Source organism: Paroceanicella profunda (assembly GCF_005887635.2).
In the GTDB taxonomy this organism is placed as follows: Bacteria; Pseudomonadota; Alphaproteobacteria; order Rhodobacterales; family Rhodobacteraceae; genus Paroceanicella; species Paroceanicella profunda.
Map to the genome: position 1 here is coordinate 801791 of NZ_CP040818.1, position 15441 is coordinate 817231.

At 67.7% G+C, this 15441-nt stretch carries 13 protein-coding genes; 3 read left to right on the forward strand and 10 right to left on the reverse strand.

Translation table 11 applies throughout. The annotated features are described in order from the left end of the window. Positions 1-271 precede the first annotated feature (271 nt). The 9 genes from FDP22_RS03585 to mdh form a co-directional block, all read right to left on the reverse strand. A complete protein-coding gene (locus tag FDP22_RS03585) occupies positions 272-1891 on the reverse strand; it encodes an acetate--CoA ligase (RefSeq protein WP_138577439.1) in 1620 nt (539 codons plus the stop codon). A 56-nt stretch (positions 1892-1947) separates the two neighbouring features. Continuing rightward, positions 1948-3330 (reverse strand): dihydrolipoyl dehydrogenase, encoded by a 1383-nt coding sequence (gene lpdA / locus FDP22_RS03590; RefSeq protein WP_138577437.1) that lies wholly within the window; start codon positions 3328-3330, stop codon positions 1948-1950. 68 nt (positions 3331-3398) lie between these two features. After that, entirely contained in the window at positions 3399-3794 is a 396-nt protein-coding gene (locus tag FDP22_RS03595; protein ID WP_138577435.1) for an MAPEG family protein, read from the reverse strand. A gap of 61 nt (positions 3795-3855) precedes the next feature. Next, positions 3856-5364 carry a 2-oxoglutarate dehydrogenase complex dihydrolipoyllysine-residue succinyltransferase gene (gene odhB / locus FDP22_RS03600; protein ID WP_138577433.1) on the reverse strand — a complete coding sequence of 503 codons (1509 nt, stop codon included), beginning with the start codon at positions 5362-5364 and terminating at the stop codon, positions 3856-3858. Positions 5365-5374: 10 nt separating this feature from the next. Then, the gene (locus FDP22_RS03605) at positions 5375-8323 is read right to left on the reverse strand and encodes a 2-oxoglutarate dehydrogenase E1 component (protein WP_138577431.1); all 2949 of its coding nucleotides are present in this window, start codon (positions 8321-8323) and stop codon (positions 5375-5377) included. Positions 8324-8443: 120 nt separating this feature from the next. Continuing rightward, positions 8444-9325 carry a succinate--CoA ligase subunit alpha gene (gene sucD, locus FDP22_RS03610; protein ID WP_138577429.1) on the reverse strand — a complete coding sequence of 294 codons (882 nt, stop codon included), beginning with the start codon at positions 9323-9325 and terminating at the stop codon, positions 8444-8446. Between the two features lie 86 nt (positions 9326-9411). After that, positions 9412-9894, reverse strand: coding sequence for a hypothetical protein (locus FDP22_RS03615; protein WP_138577427.1), 483 nt, complete (start codon positions 9892-9894; stop codon positions 9412-9414). A 4-nt stretch (positions 9895-9898) separates the two neighbouring features. Continuing rightward, positions 9899-11092 (reverse strand): ADP-forming succinate--CoA ligase subunit beta, encoded by a 1194-nt coding sequence (sucC, locus tag FDP22_RS03620; protein WP_138577426.1) that lies wholly within the window; start codon positions 11090-11092, stop codon positions 9899-9901. Between the two features lie 303 nt (positions 11093-11395). Continuing rightward, positions 11396-12358, reverse strand: coding sequence for a malate dehydrogenase (gene mdh, locus FDP22_RS03625; protein ID WP_138577424.1), 963 nt, complete (start codon positions 12356-12358; stop codon positions 11396-11398). Positions 12359-12511: 153 nt separating this feature from the next. Here mdh and FDP22_RS03630 point away from each other — a divergent pair, with 153 nt between their 5' ends. After that, a complete protein-coding gene (locus FDP22_RS03630) occupies positions 12512-13264 on the forward strand; it encodes a sulfite exporter TauE/SafE family protein (RefSeq protein ID WP_138577422.1) in 753 nt (250 codons plus the stop codon). 43 nt (positions 13265-13307) lie between these two features. Here FDP22_RS03630 and FDP22_RS03635 read toward each other — a convergent pair whose 3' ends face one another. After that, on the reverse strand, positions 13308-13628 hold the full coding sequence (locus FDP22_RS03635; RefSeq protein ID WP_138577420.1) for a hypothetical protein: 321 nt from the start codon (positions 13626-13628) through the stop codon (positions 13308-13310). Positions 13629-13968: 340 nt separating this feature from the next. Here FDP22_RS03635 and FDP22_RS03640 point away from each other — a divergent pair, with 340 nt between their 5' ends. Beyond that, entirely contained in the window at positions 13969-14847 is an 879-nt protein-coding gene (locus tag FDP22_RS03640; protein ID WP_138577418.1) for an HpcH/HpaI aldolase/citrate lyase family protein, read from the forward strand. A 39-nt stretch (positions 14848-14886) separates the two neighbouring features. Then, on the forward strand, positions 14887-15441 hold the full coding sequence (locus tag FDP22_RS03645) for an NnrU family protein (RefSeq protein ID WP_138577416.1): 555 nt from the start codon (positions 14887-14889) through the stop codon (positions 15439-15441).

Consider the following 15441-nt stretch of genomic DNA (forward strand, 5'->3'; position numbering starts at 1 on the left):
CTCTTCGACTTTTTTTCCGACCTGTCGGAGCGGAAGGTACTACGACGCATCCGCACCTCTCCGTCGCTGCATGCATCTAGCCCGAACTGAGCAAAGGCAACGAACATCTGCGTCATCGGGGGCAGAACGCTGCGTCGGGCGGCCAGGCCGCCCCGGAGAGAGGCCCTGCCCTGCCATCCCATTCCGGGCCACGGAACCGCGCCTGCCGGTCAGCGGGTCGGGCACATGCCGCCTCTCCCTCCCGCGCGCCCCCCGGCCCGTCGGGCGGGTGTCAACCCCGCGCGCGCAGCGCCACGCGGCGGATCTTGCCGGACACGGTCTTGGGTAAGTCCGAGACGAACTCGATCTCCCGCGGATACTTGTAGGGGGCGGTCTGGGCCTTGCAGAAGGCCTGCAATTCGGCGACCAGGGCCGCGTCCGCCTCCCAGCCCGAAGCGAGCACCACGAAGGCGCGCACCACGTGCCCGCGCGTCGGGTCCGGCGCGGCGACAACGGCACTCTCCGCCACGGCGGGATGTTCGAGCAGGGCGCTCTCCACCTCGAACGGGCTGATGCGGTAGCCGGCGGAGAGAATCAGGTCATCGGCCCGGCCGATGAACCAGAAATAGCCGTCCGCGTCGCGCCGGGCGGTGTCTCCGGTGTAATACCAGCCGTTGCGGAAGGCGCGGCGATCCCGGCCCTCGGGGGTGATGTAGCCGTCGAACAGGCCCGGCGGCCAGGGGTCGGAGAGGTGCACGCCGATATGGCCGATCTCGCCGGGCGGCAGGCGGTTGCCGTCATCGTCGATCACGTCGATGTCGAAGCCCGGCACCGGCTTGCCCATGGCGCCGGGGCGGATCTCGATGCCCACGCAATTGCCGATCAGGTTGATCGCCTCGGTCTGGCCATAGCCATCGGCGATGAAATGGCCGGTCGCGGCATGCCAGACGCGGATCGCCTCCGGGTTCAGCGGCTCGCCGGAGCCGAGCGAGCGGCGAATGGAGCTGAGGTCGTATGCCCCGAGATCATGCTGCGCAAGCATCCGGTAAACCGTTGGCGGGGCGCAGAAACTGGTCACGCGGAAACGCTCGATCACCGCGAGGTGGGCCGCCGGGTCGAAGCGCTCCGCCGCGTCGTAGAGCAACACGCGCGCGCCCAGCAGGAGCGGCGGGTAAAGCTTGCCCCAGGCCGCCTTGGCCCAGCCGGTGTCCGTCAGCGTCCAGTGCAGGTCGCTCTCCCGCAGGTCCATCCAGAACAGGCCGGTGGCCGCATGCGCGAGGGCATAGGAATGGTCGCGCGGCACCAGCTTCGGCGCCGAGGTGGTGCCGGAGGTGAAATACACCATCATGAGGTCGGTTGCCCGCGTGCGCACCACCGGTGGTGTCTCGGAGGCGCCGGCCAGCAGGTCGTCGAGCGCAAGCCAGCCGTCGCGCGTGCCTCCCGAGACGATGAGATGGCGCAGGCTGGGGCATTCGGCGGCGATGGTCTCGACCTTGCCGCAATGCCGCCCGGTCACGATCACCGCCTGTGCCCCGGTGGCCTGAACCCGCCAGGCGATGTCGCGCCCGGTGAGCAGCGTGGTGCCGGGCACGGTGACCACCCCGGCCTTGTTCGCGCCCAGCATCACGGTGAACCAGTCCGGCACCCGGTCCATCACCACCATCACATGCGCGCCGGGCGCGAGGCCCAGACGCGCCAGCGCATCGGCGAAACGGTTTGTCAGCGCCGAAAGCGCGCCGAAACTGATGTCCCGCACGGTCTCCATGTCTTCCGACACGGCGGTGATGGCGATCTTCTCAGGGGGGTGGCGGTCCACGACATCGCGGCCGAAATTGAAGAATTCCGGAATGTCGGGGTCATAGGCCTCGACGGCCTGGGCATAGTCGCGGGGGATGTGGCCAAAACCGGGCAACGCGGGAGAACTCCGGGAAATGGGCGGCCGGAACACCCCGGCCGCCCGATTTCCTATCAGGAATGAATCGCGCCGTCACCACAGGCGAGCGCCGCCTCGCGCACCGCCTCGGAGAAGGTGGGATGCGCATGGCAGGTGCGCGCCACGTCCTCGGCGGAGGCGCCGAATTCCATCGCCACGCAGATCTCGTGGATCAGCTCGCCGGCCGCGGGGCCGATGATATGCGCGCCCAGCAGCCGGTCGGTTTCCGCGTCGGCGAGCAGCTTCACGAAACCGTCCGTCACCAGGTTCGCCTTGGCGCGGCCGTTGGCCATGAACTGGAACTTGCCGGCCTTGTACTTGCGGCCCTGCTCCTTCAGCTGCTCCTCGGTGAGGCCCACGGATGCCACCTCGGGCGCGGTGTAGATCACGCCGGGGATGACATCGTAGTTCACGTGGCCCTTCTGGCCGGCGATGCTCTCGGCGACGGCGATGCCCTCGTCCTCGGCCTTGTGGGCGAGCATCGGGCCGGTGGTCACGTCGCCGATCACCCAGATGCCGTCCACGTTGGTCTTGCCGTGGCTGCCCTTCACCTGGCCGCGCTCGGTCATCTCCACGCCCACGCCGTCGAGCCCGAGGCCCTCGGTGTAGGGGCGGCGGCCGGTGGCGAGCAGCACCACATCGGTGTCGATGCTGGCCTCGCTGTCATCCTTGCGCAGCTTGTAGGAGACCTTCAGGCTGTCGCCCTTCTCCACGCCCTGCACCGCGGCACCCATCACGAACTTGATGCCCTGCTTCTCCAGCAGCTTCCTGAACTGGCGCTGCACCTCGGCGTCCATGCCCGGGGTGATGGCGTCGAGGAACTCGACCACGGTCACATCGGTCCCGAGGCGCTTGTAGACCGAGCCCAGCTCCAGCCCGATCACGCCGGCGCCGATCACCACCATGCTCTTCGGAATCTCCTTGAGCGCCAGCGCGCCGGTGGAGGAGACCACGCGCTCCTCGTCCACCTCGACTCCCTTGAGCGGGGAGACCTCGGAGCCGGTGGCGATGACGATGTTCTTCGCGCTGTGGGTCTCGTCACCCACGGTGACTTCGCCCTTCGCCGTGATCTTGCCCCAGCCCTTCAGCCAGTCGACCTTGTTCTTCTTGAAGAGGAACTCGATCCCCTTCACGTTGCTCTCGATCACCGCGCTCTTGTGGCCGAGCATCTTCTCCCAGTCCACGGTCACGCCGCCGGTGGCGATGCCCATGGTCTCGAAGTTATGCGCGGTCTCGTGCACCATCTCGGAGGCGTGCAGCAACGCCTTGGAGGGGATGCAGCCCACGTTGAGGCAGGTGCCGCCGAGGGTTTCGCGGCCCTCGACACAGGCGGTCTTGAGCCCCAGCTGGGCACAGCGGATCGCACAGACATAGCCCCCCGGGCCGCCTCCGATGATGATCACGTCATAGCTGGCCATGGAAGTCTCCTCGAAGTTCATCTTGTGCCGGCGATCCCGCAGGGCCGGGCGTTTTCGTCGCAACCGCCTCAGACGAGGGCGGCAATCAGCATCAGCGTCGCGGCTCCGAAGCCTATGACGAAGGCGATGCTCCGCCAAGGGCTCAGCCCCAGGGCGTAGCAGGGTACATAGGCCACCCGGGCGCCGAACCACACCCAGGCGCAGACCGCGGTCAGGCCGGACGTGGCGTCAAGCAGGGTGACCGAGACAGCGGCCACCGCGTAGAGCAGCAGCGCCTCGTGCATGTTCCCGAGGGCCCGGTGCAGCCGTCCCGCGACGCCGGTGAGGGCGAGCGGGGTGTCACGCGGGCCCGTCGTCACCGCCGGGCCGAGCTGGAGATTGGCGGGGACGGCCATCAGCACGTACTGGGCCACGACCAGCAGGCCGCCGAGCGCCAGTACGGTGATTTCGCTCCCACCGGTCATTGCCTGGCCTCCCCGGCCGGTATCGGTCGGGCGGCGGCGCCGTGCCGCCGCCCGGAACGGTTCAGAGGTCCATCAGCAGGCGGCGCGGATCCTCGAGGGCTTCCTTCACCCGCACGAGGAAGGTCACCGCGCCCTTGCCGTCGACGATGCGGTGATCGTAGCTCAGCGCCAGGTACATCATCGGGCGGATCTCGATCTTGCCGCCGATCACCATCGGCCGCTCCTGGATCTTGTGCATGCCCAGGATGCCGGACTGCGGAGGGTTCAGGATCGGCGAGGACATCAGCGAACCGTAGACGCCGCCGTTCGAGATGGTGAAGGTGCCGCCCTGCATCTCGGCCATGGAGAGCTTGCCGTCGCGGCCGCGCTTGCCCAGCTCGGCGATCTTCTTCTCGATCTCCGCGAAGGACATCTGGTCCGCGTCACGCACCACGGGCACCACCAGCCCCGCCGGCGTGCCGACGGCGACACCGATGTGGTAGTAGTTCTTGTAGACCACGTCCTGGCCGTCGATCTCGGCGTTCACGTCCGGCACTTCGAGCAGGGCGTGGCAGCAGGCCTTCACGAAGAACGACATGAAGCCGAGCTTGGTGCCGTGCTTCTTCTCGAACAGCGTCTTGTACTCGTTGCGCAGCTCCATGATGCCGGTCATGTCCACCTCGTTGTAGGTGGTCAGCATCGCGGCCGCGTTCTGGGCGTCCTTCAGGCGACGGGCGATCGTCTGGCGCAGGCGCGTCATGCGCACCCGCTCCTCGCGGCCCGCGTCCGTGGCCGACACCGGCGCGCGCGGGGTCTGTGCCGGGGCAGGCGCGGGGGCCGGCGCGGCGGAGGCGGCAGTGACCGCCTTCATCACGTCTTCCTTCATCACCCGGCCGTCGCGGCCCGAGCCCTGGACCTGGTCGGAGCTGAGCCCCTTCTCGGCCATCAGCTTCTTGGCGGAGGGGGCATCCTCCACGTCCTTGCCGGAGGCGGGCGCGGATGCCGGGGCCTCGGCCGCGGGCTGAGCCGCCGGAGCGGCGCCCGAGGCGGAGAGCACGGCCAGCTTGCCGCCGGCCTCGACCGTGGCGCCCTCGGCAACCAGGATCTCCGAGAGCACGCCCGCCGAGGGGCTGGGCACCTCGACCGACACCTTGTCGGTCTCCAGTTCGCAGAGCATCTCGTCCTGCGCGACGGTGTCGCCCGGCTTCTTGAACCAGCTCGAAACCGTGGCCTCGGTGACGCTTTCGCCGAGGGAGGGCACCATCACGTCGATCGCGTCGCCACCGGAGGCGGCAGGCGCGGCGGCGGGTTTCGCATCGGCCGCGGGCTTCGCCGGTGCCGCGGCGGCTTCACCACCGGCGGAGACGGTGGCCAGCAGCGCATCGACTCCCACGGTCTCGCCTTCCGCCGCAACGATCTCGCCGAGGGTGCCGGCCACGGGGCTCGGCACTTCGACGGTCACCTTGTCGGTCTCCAGCTCGCAGAGCATTTCGTCAACCGCTACGGCGTCACCGGGTTTCTTGAACCAGGTGGCAACCGTCGCCTCCGTCACGCTCTCGCCAAGGGTCGGGACCCGTACTTCAGTGCTCATCACATACCTCTCAGAGCGTCAGCGCTTCGGTCACGAGCGCCTGCTGTTCCTGTTTATGTTTCGTCGCAAGGCCCGTTGCCGGCGAGGCCGAAGCCCGGCGCCCGACGTAGCGCGGACGCGCATGCGTGGCGCCGATGCGGCTCAGCACCCATTCGATGTTCGGCTCGACGAAGGTCCAGGCCCCCTGGTTCTTCGGCTCTTCCTGGCACCAGATCACCTCCGCTTCCTTGAAGCGCGACAGCTCCTTGGTGAGCGACAGCGCCGGGAACGGATAGAACTGCTCCAGCCGCAGCAGATAGACATTGTCGGCACCGGCGGCGTCGCGCGCCTCCAGAAGGTCGTAGTAGACCTTGCCGGAGCAGATCACGACGCGCTTGATCTCCTCGTCCGGAACCAGCTCCAGCTCCGAATGGCCCTTCTGGGCATCGTCCCACAGCACGCGGTGGAAGGACGAACCGGTGGCAAGATCCGCCAGCGGCGACACGCAGAGCTTGTGGCGCAGCAGCGACTTCGGCGTGACCAGCACCAGCGGCTTGCGGAAGCTGCGGTGCAGCTGCCGGCGCAGGATGTGGAAATAGTTCGCCGGGGTCGAGCAGTTCGCCACGATCCAGTTGTCCTCGGCGGAGAGCTGCAGGAAGCGCTCCAGCCGGGCGGAGGAATGCTCCGGCCCCTGGCCCTCGTAGCCATGCGGCAGCAGCATCACCAGGCCGGACATGCGCAGCCATTTCGACTCACCGGAGGAGATGAACTGGTCGATCATGATCTGGGCGCCGTTGGCGAAATCGCCGAACTGGGCCTCCCAGAGCGTGAGCGCGTTCGGCTCCGCCAGCGTGTAGCCGTATTCATAGCCGAGCACCGCGTATTCCGAGAGCATCGAATCGACGACCTCGTACTGCGCCTGGCCTTCCTTGAGATGGTTGAGCGGCAGGTAGCGCTCCTCCGTCTCCTGGTCGATGATGCCCGAGTGGCGCTGCGAGAAAGTGCCGCGCGTGGCGTCCTGGCCGGAAAGGCGCACCGGGTAGCCCTCGGTGAGCAGGGTACCGAAGGCGAGCGCCTCGGCGGTGGCCCAGTCGATCGCCGTGCCTTCCTCGATCATCGTGCGCTTGGTCTCGAGCAGGCGCTCCACCGTGCGGTGCGGCTGGAACTTCTCCGGCAGCGTGCTCAGCCGCAGGCCGACCTCGCGCAGGATCTCCTCCGGCACGGCCGTCTCGCCGCGCTGGTATTCGCCGCCCTCGCGGGACAGGCCGGACCAGCGTCCGTCAAGCCAGTCAGCCTTGTTCGGGCGGTATTCCTTGCCGGCCTCGAACTCCTCGTTCAGCCTGGCCTGGAAAGACGCCTTCATGTCTTCGATCTCGCCCTCGGGCATGAGACCGTCGGCCACCAGCCGGTCGGTGTAGAGCTGCAGCGTGGTCTTGTGCCGCTTGATGCTCTTGTACATCAGCGGCTGGGTGAACATCGGCTCGTCACCCTCGTTGTGGCCGAAGCGGCGGTAGCAGAACATGTCGATGACCACGTCCTTGCCGAACTTCTGGCGGAACTCGGTGGCCACCTTCGCGGCATGCACCACGGCCTCCGGATCGTCGCCGTTCACGTGGAAGATCGGGGCCTCCACCATGAGCGCGATATCCGTCGGATACGGGCTGGAGCGCGAGTTGTGCGGGGCGGTGGTGAAGCCGATCTGGTTGTTCACCACGATGTGGATGGTGCCGCCGGTGCGGTGGCCCTTCAGGCCGGAGAGGCCGAAGCACTCCGCCACCACGCCCTGGCCGGCGAAGGCCGCGTCGCCGTGCAGCAGGATGGGGAGCACCGCGCGGCGCTCGGCATCGTTGAGCTGCTGCTGCTTGGCGCGCACCTTGCCCAGCACCACCGGGTTCACCGCCTCGAGATGCGAGGGGTTCGCGGTGAGCGACAGGTGCACGGAATTGCCGTCGAACTCGCGGTCCGAAGACGCGCCGAGGTGGTACTTCACGTCGCCAGAGCCGTCCACGTCATCGGGCTTGAACGACCCGCCCTGGAACTCGTTGAAGATGGCGCGGTAGGGCTTCATCAGCACGTTGGCGAGCACGTTGAGGCGGCCGCGGTGCGGCATGCCGACCACGACTTCCTTCACCCCGAGCGCGCCGCCACGCTTCAGGATCTGCTCCATGGCCGGGATCAGCGCCTCGGCGCCGTCCAGCCCGAACCGCTTGGTGCCCATGTATTTCACATGGAGGAATTTCTCGTAGCCCTCGGCCTCGACCAGCTTGTTGAGGATGGCGCGGCGCCCCTCGCGGGTGAAGGCGATCTCCTTGCCGTAGCCCTCGATGCGCTCCTTCAGCCAGGCGGCTTCCTCGGCGTTCGAGATGTGCATGTACTGCAGCGCGAAGGTGCCGCAATAGGTGCGCTTGACCAGCGCGAGGATCTCGCGCAGCGAGCCGGTCTGCAGGCCGAGCACGTTGTCGAGGAAGATCGGCCGGTCCATGTCGGCATCGGTGAAGCCGTAGGATTTCGGGTCCAGCTCGGGATGGGCCTCCTCGGGGGTGAGGCGCAGCGGGTCCAGATCGGCGGCGAGATGGCCGCGGATGCGGTAGGCGCGGATCAGCATCAGGGCGCGCATCGAGTCGATCGTGGCCTTGCGCACGTCGGCATCGGAGAGCGAGACGCCCTTGGCCTCGGCCTTCGCCTTGAGCTTTTCGCCGACCTTCGCCTCGGTCTCGGGGCCCCAGTCGCCGTCCAGCGCGGAAACGAGATCGCCGCCGGCAACCGGCGGCCAGTCGGCGCGCAGCCAACTCGGGCCCGAGGCTTCGCGGGTCACGTCAGCCGGGGCATCGCCGAGGGCGCGGAAGAACTCCTGCCAGCTCTCGTCCACCGAAGCAGGATCTGCGGTGTACTTCGCGTAGAGCTGCTCGATGAAATCGGCGTTCTGCCCCTGAAGAAAGGACGAGGAGTGGAAGAGCGTGTTCGGCGACTGCTCTGTCATGGCGGTCCGGGCCGGCCTCTGGCCCGCTCCCTCTGCTGCCCCGGAGGGCGTTTTGCGTTGCTGCCCCGCGCGGGGCCGTCGGAGATCGGTGGCGCACCATGGCGCGCCACCGGTTACGATTTAGCCAATGGCCTTGAGAACGGCCTCACCGAGGCTTGCCGGGCTGTCGGCAACCACGATGCCGGCCATCTTCATGGCCTCGATCTTGTCTTCCGCGCCGCCCTTGCCGCCGGCGATGATCGCCCCGGCATGGCCCATGCGGCGGCCCTTCGGCGCCGTGCGGCCCGCGATGAACCCGGCAACCGGCTTCTTGCGGCCCTTCTTCGCCTCGTCGGCGAGGAACTGCGCGGCCTCTTCCTCGGCGGAGCCGCCGATCTCGCCGATCATGATGATGGACTGGGTCTCATCATCGGCAAGCAGCCATTCCAGCGCATCGATGTGCTCGGTGCCCTTGATCGGGTCGCCGCCGATGCCGATGCAGGTCGACTGGCCCAGGCCGGCCGCGGTGGTCTGCGCCACCGCCTCATACGTAAGCGTCCCGGAGCGGGAAACCACACCCACGCTCCCGCGCTTGTGAATATGCCCCGGCATGATGCCGATCTTGCACGCATCCGGCGTGATCACGCCCGGGCAGTTCGGCCCGATGAGGATGGAGGACGAGCCCTGCAGGGCGCGCTTCACCCGCATCATGTCCAGCACCGGGATGCCCTCGGTGATGCACACGATCAGCTCCAGGCCGGCGTCGATGGCCTCGAGGATCGAATCCGCCGCGAACGGGGGCGGCACGTAGATCGCGGTCGCGTTCGCGCCGGTCACGTGGCGCGCCTCGGCCACGGTGTCGAACACCGGCAGGTTCAGGTGGGTCTGGCCTCCCTTGCCCGGGGTCACGCCGCCGACCATCTTGGTGCCGTAGGCGATCGCCTGCTCGGAGTGGAACGTGCCCTGCGAGCCGGTGAAGCCCTGGCAGATCACCTTGGTGTTTTCGTTTACGAGTACGGCCATGAGGGCCTCCCTTCGTAGTGGCGCCACCGCGCCGTGCATGTACTGTCGCGCGGGGGTTTCCCGCGCTGGATCCTGTCAGGCCGCCGTCAGTCGGCGGTAAATCCGATCGAGCTGCCCTGCCCGCCGCAGGCCTCTTCGCGCCCCGAGGAGCCGAAGGTGACCGTGACCTGGCCTTCGCCGGTCTCGACCACGGGGCCCGCGCACTCACCCTCTCCGGGCGTGCTCTCGAACCCGGCGGCGGAAACCGCCTGGCCGGCGAGCGCCTTCGCCTCGTCGAGCGACACGGACTTCGCCTCGAAGCGGCAGCTGCCGCCATCGGGGCTCACCATGCCGCCCACGCCGCCCTGCGCGAACTCATGCGTGGGCTGGCCTTCATAGGTCAGCTCCGCATGTTTCCAGCCGGCGGCCTCGAACGCGTCCACCGCGCCCTGCAGGTCGTCGGCATTGGCAAGGCAGGTCTCGAAGGCCGCGCCGAGGCTGGGCCCCGGCTCGGTCGTGCTCAGATCCGCCGCGCCGGCCGCCGAGGCACCGGTGAGCAGGAAGGTTGCGATGAGGGCGAGGCTGCGCATCGGGTCAGCCCTTGACCGCTTTGACGATCTTCTCGGCGGCGTCGGCGAGGTTGTCGGCAGCGATCACGGCCAGGCCGCTCTCGTTGATGATCTTCTTGCCCAGCTCCACGTTCGTGCCCTCGAGGCGCACGACCAGCGGAACCTGCAGACCGACTTCCTTCACCGCGACGAGCACGCCCTCGGCGATCACATCGCAGCGCATGATGCCGCCGAAGATGTTCACGAGGATGCCCTTCACCTGCGGGTCGGAGGTGATGATCTTGAAGGCTTCCGTCACCTTCTCCTTGGTCGCCCCGCCGCCCACGTCGAGGAAGTTGGCCGGCTCGGACCCGTAGAGCTTGATGATGTCCATCGTCGCCATCGCGAGGCCGGCGCCGTTGACCATGCAGCCGATCTCGCCGTCGAGCGCGATGTAGTTCAGGTCGAACTTGGAGGCGGCGAGTTCCTTGGGGTCTTCCTCGGTCTCGTCACGCAGGCTCATGATGTCCTGATGGCGGTACATCGCGTTGCCGTCGAAGCCCATCTTGCAGTCGAGGCACTTCACGTTGCCGTCGGTGGTCAGGATGAGCGGGTTGATCTCGAGCATCTCGAGATCCTTTTCGATGAAGAGGCGGTAGAGATTGTCCACCAGCTTCACGCACTGCTTGAAGGCCTGGCCGGTGAGGCCCAGCTCGAAGGCCACCTTGCGGCCGTGGAAGCTGGAGAGGCCGGAGGCCGGATCGACGGAGAAGGACAGGATCTTCTCGGGGGTGGACGCGGCCACTTCCTCGATGTCCATGCCGCCCTCGGTGGAGACCACGAAGGAGACGCGGGCGGTCTGCCGGTCGACGAGCAGGGAGAGGTAGAACTCCTTCTCGATGTCCGAACCGTCCTCGATGTAGACGCGGTTGACCTGCTTGCCGGCCTCCCCGGTCTGCGCGGTCACGAGGGTGCGGCCCAGCATCTTCTGGGTTTCCTCGGCGGCTTCCTCGACGGACTTGCAGATGCGCACGCCGCCTTTCGGTCCCGCTTCCGGCTCCTTGAAGGACCCCTTGCCGCGGCCACCCGCGTGGATCTGGGCCTTCACGACCCAGATCGGGCCGTCAATCTCGCCGGCCGCAGTCTTGGCCTCCTCGGCCCGCAGGACGATACGTCCGTCCGATACGGGGGCCCCGTAGGCCTTCAGAAGCTGCTTTGCCTGGTATTCGTGGATGTTCATCGCACTCGCTCCGATTCATCTGCATCTGCGGACCCGCCGGGGGTCACCGCGATTAGGGGGGAGCCTTAGCAAGATTCATTGCTTTGACAACCGCCCAACCGCTAACTGCCGCGTGTTGCGGAAAAGAAAACGGCTTTTGTGATCACATGATTTTTTCTTGTGATCACAACAGCGCCGGCCGGCGCCGAATCAGGTTCCGGAGGCTTCGGCCGCGACTCATCGCCCCGTTCGTCCACGCCCCGGAAAACACGAAGGGCCCGGCTTTGCGCCGGGCCCCCTGGTCATTTCACGTCCGTTCCGGCCTCACGCCAGCGTCGAGTCGATGCCCTTGCAGGCCTCCACGAGGCCCTGGACGGCGGCGACGGACTTGTCGAGCATCGCCTGCTCGTCCTTGTTGAGCTTGATGTCGACGATGCGCTCGATGCCGCCGGCACCGATCACGGTCGGCACGCCGACATACATGCCCTTCAGGCCGTAGGGGCCATCGACCCATGCCGCGCAGGGCAGCAGGCGCTTCTGGTCCTTCAGGTAGGCTTCGGCCATCTGCACGGCCGAGGCGGCCGGGGCATAGAAGGCCGAGCCGGTCTTCAGCAGGCCGACGATCTCGGCGCCGCCGTCACGGGTGCGCTGGACGATCGCGTCGAGCTTCTCCTGGGAGGTCCAGCCCATGGACACCAGGTCGGGCAGCGGAATGCCGCCGACGGTCGAGTAGCGGACGAGCGGCACCATGGTGTCGCCGTGGCCCCCGAGCACGAAGGCCGAGACGTCCTTCACCGAGACATTGAATTCCTCGGCCAGGAAGTAGCGGAAGCGCGCGCTGTCGAGCACGCCCGCCATGCCCACGACCTTCTCCTTCGGAAGGCCGGAGAATTCGCGGAGCGCCCAGACCATCGCGTCGAGCGGGTTGGTGATGCAGATCACGAAGGCGTTCGGGGCATACTGCTTGATGCCTTCGCCGACGGATTTCATCACCTTGAGGTTGATGCCCAGCAGGTCATCGCGGCTCATGCCCGGCTTGCGGGGCACACCGGCGGTGACGATGCACACATCCGCACCTTCGATCTGCGCGTAGTCGTTGGCACCGCTCAACGCCGCGTCGAACCCGTCAACCGGGCTCGATTCCGCGAGGTCGAGCGCCTTGCCCTGCGGCACGCCCTCGGAGATGTCGAAAAGGACTACGTCACCGAGTTCCTTGAGGCCCACGAGGTGGGCGAGCGTGCCGCCGATCTGTCCGGCGCCGATCAGTGCGATCTTGGCTCTCGCCATGGCTGAGTTCTCCCAGGTGTTTGGTCAAAACGGGTGCGGAGTAGCCCGAAATCATGAATTTCGCAAGTGCAACACCATCATCGTCGCAGTTGCCCATTGATCGGCGGCCCCTCGGGGGGCAAGAGTCTGGCGGCGCGAACCCCGGGGATTTCAATGCAGTTAGACTGGCTTTTCTTTGCGATGACCATTCCCGCCGTGTTGTTCGCGGGGGTGTCGAAAGGGGGATTCGGCGCCGGCGCCGGCTTCGCGGCCACGCCGTTCCTGGCATTGATTCTCCCGCCGCACGTGGCGGTGGGGCTGATGCTGCCGCTGCTCATGGTGATGGACGTGACCTCGGTGCGCCTCTACTGGCGGAAATGGGACTGGCGCAATGCGTGCGCGATCATGGCGGCCAGCGTGCCGGGCGTGCTGCTCGGCATGCTGCTGTTCAACTGGGCCGATCCGGATGTCATCCGCCTGGTGATCGGCCTCACCGCGGTGGGTTTCGTCGCCTTCCGGCTCGCCCGGGCGCGGGGCTGGATCAGCTCCGAACCACGGCCCTTCAGCCTTCTCTCCGCCGGGTTCTGGGGCATGGCCAGCGGCTTCACCAGCTTCGTGAGCCATGCCGGCGGCCCTCCCGCGGCCATCCACCTGCTGGGACAGCAGCTCGACAAGCGCACCTACCAGGCGACCACGGTGATCATCTTCTGGTGGATCAACCTCATCAAGCTGCCGCCGTTCCTCGCGCTCGACATCATCACCGCGCGTTCGCTGCTGGCGGACCTCATCCTCGCCCCGGTGGCCATCATCGCCACGCTGATCGGCGCCTGGGCGCACACGCATATCCCCGAGAAACCCTACTTCGCCGCGGTCTATGTCTGTCTCATCATCACCGGGGGAAAACTGATCTTCGACGGGCTCACCTGAGCCCGGGAAGGCGTGCCGGGCCGCGGCGGCCCGGCGTTTCGTGTCAGGTCGGCTTGCCGGTGTTCACCGCCAGTTCGGCCTGGCCATCCCAGGCCTCGCCCGCGGCCACGAGGCAGGCCATCCCGTTGGGCATGGTCATCAGGATGGTCCAGGTACCGCTCTCCTGGCTGGCGAAGATCTCGATCACGCCCTGGTCGCGCTGGAGACCCATGCTCTGCCGGGTCTCGCCGTATTTTTCGGCCAGTCGCTGGATGATGACGGTGCGGTTGCCGCAGGCCCTGCCCCCGGCAAGCGCCGCAGGGCTGAGCGCGACCTGAGCCGCGAGAAGGGCGCCGACCGCGCCGAGAACATGTCCGATGCGCATTGTGCTTCACCTTTCCGGCAGGCGTGCAGGGGCTGGCCGCGGCTTTGCCGCGCGCTCGCAGGCGTGCCATTGAGTCTCTACAGAACCGACCGTCCGGCGCGAACCGACCCGCTTCCAGGAGCCGATGCTTCCCCGCGAGCCGGGCGGGAACATGCGAGTCAGTTGGCCGCAAACACACGAACATCAGGTAAACACGCCGGCAGCGCGCGCTGCGCCGCAGCAGGACGCAACGCGCAACATTCTTCTCGGCGCAGGCGCCGGCGCGACACTTTCCGTCGACAACCCCGGCGCACCCATGCAATATGCGGCGCTGCACCACGCTGACCCGAGGACCCAGACGATGACCGACCAGACCCGCCCGCGTCGTTCCGTGCTCTACATGCCCGGCTCCAAGGCCCGGGCGCTGGAGAAGGCACGCAGCCTCGCCGCCGATTCGCTGATTCTCGATCTCGAGGACGCGGTGACACCGGAGGAGAAGCCGGCCGCGCGCGATCTCGTGTGCGCCGCGGTGCGCGAGGGCGGGTACGGGCCGCGCGAGCTCATCATCCGCATCAACGGTCTGGACACGGAATGGGGAGAGGCCGACCTCGCCGCGGCCTGCGCCGCGGGGCCGGACGCCATCCTGCTGCCCAAGGTCAGCCGGCCGGAGGACATCACCGGGCTGGAGGCGAAGATGGCCGCCGCCCCCGCCGGCACGCGCATCTGGGCGATGATGGAGACGCCGCTCGGCATGCTCAACGCCGCCGCGATCGCCGCCGCCTCGCCCCGCCTCGCCTGCTTCGTCATGGGAACGAACGACCTGGTGAAGGACCTGCAGGCCCGCCACACGCCCGACCGGCTGCCGGTGATGACCGCCCTCGGCCTGTGCCTGCTGGCCGCCCGGGCGCATGGGCTCGCCATCGTCGACGGGGTCTACAACGCCTTCCGGGACGAGGACGGCCTGCGCGCCGCCTGCCTGCAGGGGCTGGAGATGGGCTTCGACGGCAAGACCCTCATCCACCCGGCCCAGCTTGCCGTCGCCAACGAGGTCTTCGCCCCCACGCCGGAGGATCTTGCGCAGGCGGAGGTCTATGTGAGCGCCTTCGAGGCCGCGATGGCGGAGGGCGCCGGGGTGGCCGTGGTCGACGGGCGCATCGTCGAGAACCTGCATGTGGCGAACGCCCGCCGCCTGCTGGCCCAGGCTGCGGCCATCCGCGAGCTTGAAGCGGCGGGGTCCTGAGGCCTAGGGTGCCTGCAGGGAAACGACAGGGAAGTACCCATGGCATTGCTGATCATCGGCCTCGTTCTGTGGTGGGGCGCGCATCTTCTGAAGCGGCTGGCGCCGGGCCTGCGCGGCGCCCTGGGGGAGACACCGGGGAAGGGCATCGTCGCCGCGGTGCTGCTCCTCGCACTGGTCCTCATGATCGCCGGCTACCGGCAGGCGGAGATCACCGATGTCTGGTTCCCGCCGCTCTGGGCCTGGCACCTCAACAACCTGCTGATGCTCATCGCCATCGCCCTGCTGGGCATGGGCCATTCGAAGGGGCGCACCCGGAGCTGGTTCCGCCACCCGATGCTGATGGCCGTGGCCACCTGGGGTGTGGCGCACCTCGCGGTGAACGGCGATCTCGCCTCCGTCGTGCTGTTCGGCGGCATGCTGGCCTGGGCCGTGGTGGAGATGCTGGTCATCAATGCCACCTCGCCCGCCTGGGTGCGCCCCGAGCCGGGCCCCGCGAAGGGCGACCTGCGCCTCGCCCTCATCACCATCGCCGCCTTCGTGCTGATCGTCGCCGTCCACTGGGGCGTGTTCGGCGTGAAGCCCTTTCCGGGATAA

What these genes read in the sequence shown, in the direction of transcription:
- FDP22_RS03645 (WP_138577416.1), top strand. Translation starts at nt 14,887, where the DNA reads ATGGCATTGCTGATCATCGGCCTCGTTCTGTGGTGGGGCGCGCATCTT.
- FDP22_RS03640 (WP_138577418.1), top strand. Translation starts at nt 13,969, where the DNA reads ATGACCGACCAGACCCGCCCGCGTCGTTCCGTGCTCTACATGCCCGGC.
- odhB (WP_138577433.1), bottom strand. Translation starts at nt 5,364, where the DNA reads ATGAGCACTGAAGTACGGGTCCCGACCCTTGGCGAGAGCGTGACGGAG.
- lpdA (WP_138577437.1), bottom strand. Translation starts at nt 3,330, where the DNA reads ATGGCCAGCTATGACGTGATCATCATCGGAGGCGGCCCGGGGGGCTAT.
- FDP22_RS03630 (WP_138577422.1), top strand. Translation starts at nt 12,512, where the DNA reads ATGCAGTTAGACTGGCTTTTCTTTGCGATGACCATTCCCGCCGTGTTG.
- sucC (WP_138577426.1), bottom strand. Translation starts at nt 11,092, where the DNA reads ATGAACATCCACGAATACCAGGCAAAGCAGCTTCTGAAGGCCTACGGG.
- sucD (WP_138577429.1), bottom strand. Translation starts at nt 9,325, where the DNA reads ATGGCCGTACTCGTAAACGAAAACACCAAGGTGATCTGCCAGGGCTTC.
- FDP22_RS03605 (WP_138577431.1), bottom strand. Translation starts at nt 8,323, where the DNA reads ATGACAGAGCAGTCGCCGAACACGCTCTTCCACTCCTCGTCCTTTCTT.
- FDP22_RS03595 (WP_138577435.1), bottom strand. Translation starts at nt 3,794, where the DNA reads ATGACCGGTGGGAGCGAAATCACCGTACTGGCGCTCGGCGGCCTGCTG.
- FDP22_RS03635 (WP_138577420.1), bottom strand. Translation starts at nt 13,628, where the DNA reads ATGCGCATCGGACATGTTCTCGGCGCGGTCGGCGCCCTTCTCGCGGCT.
- mdh (WP_138577424.1), bottom strand. Translation starts at nt 12,358, where the DNA reads ATGGCGAGAGCCAAGATCGCACTGATCGGCGCCGGACAGATCGGCGGC.
- FDP22_RS03615 (WP_138577427.1), bottom strand. Translation starts at nt 9,894, where the DNA reads ATGCGCAGCCTCGCCCTCATCGCAACCTTCCTGCTCACCGGTGCCTCG.